Source organism: Actinomyces urogenitalis DSM 15434, assembly GCF_000159035.1.
Lineage (GTDB): Bacteria > Actinomycetota > Actinomycetes > Actinomycetales > Actinomycetaceae > Actinomyces > Actinomyces urogenitalis.
Window position 1 is genome coordinate 1243839 of sequence record NZ_DS999574.1, and the last position, 6232, is coordinate 1250070.

4 protein-coding genes and 1 pseudogene are annotated in these 6232 nt (G+C 69.7%); all 5 read left to right on the forward strand.

Features of this window, described 5'->3' with window-relative positions; genetic code table 11:
- Positions 1-980, forward strand: a 980-nt coding sequence (ftsY, locus tag HMPREF0058_RS05270; RefSeq protein ID WP_006548684.1) for a signal recognition particle-docking protein FtsY, incomplete at its 5' end; no start/stop codon positions are given.
- A 194-nt stretch (positions 981-1174) separates the two neighbouring features.
- Complete coding sequence (locus tag HMPREF0058_RS05275; RefSeq protein ID WP_006548685.1) at positions 1175-2524, forward strand: ammonium transporter; 1350 nt, start codon at positions 1175-1177, stop codon at positions 2522-2524.
- Between the two features lie 218 nt (positions 2525-2742).
- Entirely contained in the window at positions 2743-3489 is a 747-nt protein-coding gene (locus tag HMPREF0058_RS13340; protein WP_050765644.1) for an alkaline phosphatase, read from the forward strand.
- A gap of 46 nt (positions 3490-3535) precedes the next feature.
- Positions 3536-4552 (forward strand): annotated as a pseudogene (locus HMPREF0058_RS13345) (alkaline phosphatase); the annotation flags it as partial.
- 184 nt (positions 4553-4736) lie between these two features.
- On the forward strand, positions 4737-6232 hold a 1496-nt coding region (gene ffh, locus HMPREF0058_RS05285; RefSeq protein WP_006548688.1), incomplete at its 3' end, for a signal recognition particle protein.

The following is a 6232-nucleotide window of genomic DNA, read 5'->3' on the forward strand; positions in this document are numbered from 1 at the left end:
CCGCTGGCGCGCTGCCCAGCGTGGAGACACCCGAGTCCATCCCCGGGCGCATGCAGCGCCTGCGCGCGCGCCTGGCCGGCTCCGGCGGCTTTGGCAAGGCCGTGCTGTCTGTGCTCTCGCGCGGCGACCTCACTGAGACCGACTGGGAGGAGATCGAGGACACGCTGCTGACCTCGGACCTGGGTATCGAGGTGACGACGGCGCTGATGGAGACCCTGCGCACCCAGGCCAAGGTGCTGGACACCTCCGATCCGACGGCGATCCGTGGCGTCCTGCGCCGCGAGCTGCTCGCCCTGGTTGACCCCGCCATGGACCGCTCCCTCAACCTCGCGCCTCCGCAGGCTGCTGAGGGCTTCACCGGTGAGGGGAGCCCGGCCGCGGCCGTTCTCATGGTGGGGGTCAACGGCACCGGCAAGACCACCACCTGCGGCAAGCTCGCCCGCGTCCTCGTGGCCCAGGACAAGACCGTCCTCATGGGTGCGGCGGACACCTTCCGTGCTGCCGCCGCCGAGCAGCTGGGGACCTGGGGCGAGCGCGTGGGCGTGGAGGTCGTGCGCTCTGAGCGTGAGGGAGCTGACCCGGCCTCGGTAGCCTTCGACGCGGCGTACCAGGCTGCTGCCCAGGGCGTGGACGTGGTCCTGGTCGACACCGCCGGGCGCCTGCAGAACAAGGCCGGTCTCATGGACGAGCTGGGCAAGATCAAGCGCGTGATGGAGAAGGTCGCTCCGGTGGGGGAGATCCTGCTCGTCCTGGACGCCACGACCGGCCAGAACGGGATGCGTCAGGCCCAGGTCTTCTCCGAGGCCGTCGGCGTGACCGGGATCGTGTTGACCAAGCTGGACGGCACGGCTAAGGGCGGCATCGTCGTCACGGTCCAGCGTGAGCTGGGCGTGCCGGTCAAGCTCGTCGGACTTGGTGAGGGTGCGGACGACCTTGCTCCCTTTGACCCGGAGGGCTTTGTGGACGCGCTGCTGGCCTGAGGCCTCGGGGCGGCAGATGGCCCGGTGCACAGACGGCAACGTGATGGTCACCTGCCTGACGCATCGGCAACACGCCGGATATCTCGCGCCGTGGCCTGACACCTGCCCGCCACCTTGACGACCACGTGCCATGACATGCGGGGCGTTGGCTTTCCTCGTGCGAATCCCGTCGCACGCAAGGAAGGGAGCTCCCTATGGCCCTCGACACCGCAGCCACCGCGTGGATGCTGGTCAGCGCCTCGCTCGTGCTGCTCATGACCGTTCCGGCACTGGCCCTGTTCTACGGCGGTATGAGCCAGTCCAAGTCAGTGCTCAACATGATGATGATGTCCTTCGGCGCCACCGCCGTCGTCGGCGTCGTCTACGTCCTGTACGGATGGTCGATGTCCTACGGTGGTACCGATCTGGCTGGACTCATCGCCAACCCCCTGTCCCAGCTGGGCCTGCACGGTGCCGTGACGGACGCGGCCGGGGCCTTTCTCCTCAACGACCACGGCGTCCCCGTCATCGTTGACGTTGCCTTCCAGATGACCTTCGCCGTCATCACCGTCGCCCTCATCTCCGGTGCGATCGCGGACCGGGTGCGTTTCGGGGCCTGGATGACCTTCGTACCCCTGTGGGTGACGCTTGCCTACCTTCCCCTGGCGCACATGGTGTGGGGCGGCGGCATCCTCAGCGACCAGGGCTGGTTCTCCTCCCTGGCCGCTCCCATCGACTTCGCTGGCGGCACCGTGGTGCATATCAACGCCGGGGTGGCCGGGTTCTTCCTGGCCGTCGCGATCGGACGCCGCCGCGGCTTCGGGCGCGTGCCCATGCGCCCCCACAACCTGCCGCTGACCATGCTCGGTGCGGGCCTGCTGTGGATCGGGTGGTTCGGCTTCAACGCCTGCAGCGCGCTGACCGCCGACGGCGTGGCCGGACTGGCCTGGGTCAACACCACGGTCGCTGCCTGCGCCGCCGTGCTGGGCTGGCTGGCGGTCGAGCGTGTGCGCAACGGGCACGCCACCAGCCTGGGGGCAGCCTCGGGGGTCGTGGCCGGGCTGGTTGGCATCACCCCGGCAGCCGGAGCAGTCACGCCCGTGGGCGCCATCGTCCTGGGGCTCGTAGTGGGGGCGCTGTGCGCCTGTGCGGTGGGCCTGGAGTACCGCCTGGGCTACGACGACTCCCTCGACGTCGTCGGCGTCCACCTGGTTGGCGGCCTGGCCGGAACCATCCTGGTGGGCCTGCTCGCCAAGGACACGGGCCTGCTCTACGGACACGGCTCGGCCCAGCTGCTCACCCAGGTCCTGGTCGCCGTCGTGGCGATGAGCGTAAGTCTGGTGACGACGGCGGTGTGCTGGTTCATCGTCAAGCAGCTGGTGGGGTGGCGGGCTGGCGTCGAGGCCGAGCACCTGGGCCTGGACAAGGCTGAGCACGGGGAGTCCGCCTATGACTCACTGACCACCGACCGCCTGGCTACGCCGCTCCCGCCAGCAGTCAGCCACGCCTCCTCCCGCCCACCCCGGGCAGTCGACGAGGTCCTCGAGATCCTCAAGGAAGCATGAGCCATGAAGCTCGTCACCGCCGTCGAGCAGGTCCTGCGCGCACGCGCCGGGGAGAGTGGGATCGAGGCGATCTAGGCCCCGCCGGGTGGAGGCCGTGACAGCGAGTGTTCACCGGCGGGGTGCTCTGCGCTCACCGTGCGGTCACGATCCGGTCACGATGAGCGGATTGGCTGAGCGGGCGGACGCCCGTCCGCCATTCCCTCCCCGAAGGAGCTCCTGTGAGCACTCCCCGTCGCCCGCGCCGTGGTGCGCGGGCCGGTGCCGTGGCCCTCGCCGTCGGCGCCCTGTCACTGCCAGCCCTCGCGCTTCCTGCCAGCGCTGCAGGCACGACCTACCGGCAGGCCAACGGCCCGGCTGACTGCGTGAGCATCAACCCGGACGGCTCGCTCAACACGGATCCCGGTTCCTGCTCCCAGTTCGGGCCCGCGGGCCAGGGGCGGTCCAACCAGCAGGCACGCAACGTCATTCTCATCATCGGTGACGGTATGGGCCAGCAGGAGATCACCGCGGCGCGCAACTACGTCGAGGGCGCGGGAGGTCGCTTCGAGGGGCTGGACAACCTGCCCCACGTCGGGCTCTACACCCACCACTCCATCAACAAGAAGGACGGCTCGGTCAACTACGTCACCGACTCTGCTGCCTTGGGCACCGCCTGGACCACGGGGACCAAGACCTACAACGGCGCGATCGGCGTGGAGGTGGCTGGGAGGCCGGAGCAGAACCTCATTGAGGTCGCCAAGAACGCCGGCATGCGCACCGGTAACGTCACCACCTCTGAGATCCAGGACGCGACCCCGGCCGTCATGGGTGCTCACGTCTCTACGCGCTCGTGCTACGCGCCCTCGGGTGACTTCAAGGCCAGCTGTGAGGCTGACCAGCGTGTCAATGGCGGTCTGGGCTCGATCTCCGAGCAGCTGGTGGACACCCGGGCGGACGTGACCCTGGGGGGCTCGCGGGGCCTTTAGTGCCACGGTCGAGGCCGAGGGCACCTACACGGCCGCCGACGGCGCCACCCACGAGTGGACGGCCGGCACCTCCGTGCTGGACAACGTCAAGGCCCAGGGCTACCAGGTAGTCACCAACACCTCGGAGCTCGCCGCCCTGACCACCGCAGACCAGGACTCCCCGGTCCTGGGCCTGTTCTCCTCGGGCAACATGCCCCGTCAATTCCAGGCCACCATTCCGACCGAGGACGGGGCCCAGCGTGACGCCACGCGCTGCGAGCTCAACCCCGAGCGCACGGACTCGCTGCCGGACCTGGCACAGATGACGACCAAGGCCATCGAGCTGCTCGACCGTTCTGCGAAGGGTGACGACACGGGCTTCTTCCTCCAGGTCGAGGGTGCCTCGATTGACAAGGCTGACCACTCCGCAGACGCCTGCGGCCAGATCGGTGAGCTCGACGACCTCGACCAGGCCATCCAGGCGGTCCGCGCCTGGGTTGCCAGCTCCGGTGAGCCCACCCTCATCGTCGCCACCGCCGACCATGCCCACACCTCGCAGATCACCTCTGACGGTCAGCCGACGGCGGGGCGTACCACCCGCCTGCTCACCGCCGACGGCGCCCCGATGGTCATCAGCTATGCCACCGCGGCCTCCAACAGCCACGACGACGCCCTGGGCGGACAGAACCACACCGGTGCCCAGCTGCGTATCGCTGCTGAGGGACCGGGGGCGGAGAACGTCGTCGGCCAGCTCGACCAGACCGATCTGCACTATCTCATTGCCGGATCGCTGGGCCTGGACACCTCGGCCACGCTGAGCGCGGGCAGCTTCGCGCTGGCTGACAAGCCTGAGCTGCCCGAGCAGCTCTCGGCCCAGCCCAGCACGCCGGAGGCGACGACGTCGCCAAGCGCGGGCCAGGCGGCTGGCCCCGGCAAGGGTGACGGCTCCGTCCAGGCCGGCAAGGCAGCCAAGCCCGCCAAGGGCTCGCTGGCGCGCACGGGTGCGGCGGTCCTGGCCCCGGCCCTCATCGCCACCGCAGCCGTGGGAGGCGGACTGGCACTGCGGCGGCGTCGCTTCTGCTGACGGCCAGCGTTCTCCTGCCGGGTAACCGGCCAGGCACAGGGCCCGTGCCCTCCCGTCCTGGGAGGGCACGGGCCCTCCGCTATCCTGGGCCCTAGCCATGCCCGTGGCCGGACGCAGGTCACCGCCGTCGTCCTGCCCGGGTCCCAGCAACCTCGCGCCCTGGGCGCACAAGGAAGGACACCGAGTGTTCGGCAACCTCTCCGACCGGCTGACCGCCTCCTTCAAGGGCCTGCGCGGCAAGGGCCGGCTCACCGACGCCGATATCGACACCACCGTCTCCGAGATCCGGCGCGCCCTGCTTGAGGCCGACGTCGCCCTGCCGGTGGTGCGTTCCTTCACCTCCGCCGTGCGCGAGAAGGCCAAGGAGGCTGCGCGCTCCCAGGCTCTCAACCCTGCCCAGCAGGTCATCAAGATCGTCAATGACGAGCTCATCGAGGTCCTCGGTGGAGCGACGCGCGAGCTGAACTGGGCTGACCGCGGGCCCACGGTCATCATGCTCGCCGGTCTTCAGGGTGCCGGTAAGACCACGCTGGCCGGAAAGCTCGGTCACTGGCTGCGTGGCGAGGGCAAGCGTGTCCTGCTGGTGGCCTCGGACCTCCAGCGTCCCAACGCCGTGACCCAGCTGAGCGTGGTGGCCGAGCGGGCGGGCGTGGACGTGTGGGCACCCGAGCCGGGTAACGGTGTGGGCGACCCGGTGGCCGTGGCCGCCTCCGGCGTGGAGCAGGCCCGCACCCACGGCTACGACGTCGTCGTGGTCGACACCGCCGGACGCCTGGGCGTGGACGCGGAGATGATGGACCAGGCCATTCGCATCCGCGACGCCGTCCACCCCCACGAGATCCTCTTCGTCCTGGACGCCATGGTCGGTCAGGACGCGGTCAACACCTCCGTCGCCTTCCGCGACGGCGTGGGCTTCACTGGTGTGGTCCTGTCCAAGCTCGACGGCGACGCCCGCGGTGGCGCGGCCCTGTCCGTGCGCGGGGTGACGGGTGCCCCGGTGCTCTTCTCCTCCACCGGCGAGGGCCTGGAGGACTTTGAGCGCTTCCATGCTGACCGCATGGCCAGCCGCATCCTGGACATGGGTGACCTGCTCACCCTCATCGAGCAGGCCCAGCGGGCCTTCGACGAGAAGGAGGCTGAGGCCGCTGCAGCCAAGATGGCCTCGGGCACCTTCACCCTGGAGGACTTCCTCGACCAGCTGCGCCAGATCCGCAAGCTGGGCTCGATGAAGAAGCTGCTGGGCATGATGCCGGGCATGGGCCAGATGCGCGAGGCGATCGAGGCCTTTGACGAGCGCGAGGTCGACCGCATTGAGGCGATCGTGTGCTCGATGACCCCGGCCGAGCGCCGGGACCTGTCCATCCTCAACGGCTCGCGGCGTAACCGTATCGCCAAGGGCTCGGGCACCACGGTCCAGGCCGTCAACCAGCTCGTCGAGCGCTTTGAGCAGGCCAAGAAGATGATGGAGGCCATGAGCGCCGGCGGTGGCCTGGGCGGTATGGGCGGCGGCATGCCAGGCATGGGATCGCTGCCTGGCATGGGCAAGCGGGCCAAGGCCCGTCAGGCGCCTAAGGCCAAGAGCGGCAAGGGCGGTAAGAAGGGCAAGTCCGGCAACCCTGCCAAGGCGGCGCGCCAGGCGCGTGAGGCCGCAGCCCGCCGTGAGCGGGGCGAGGCCGGCAG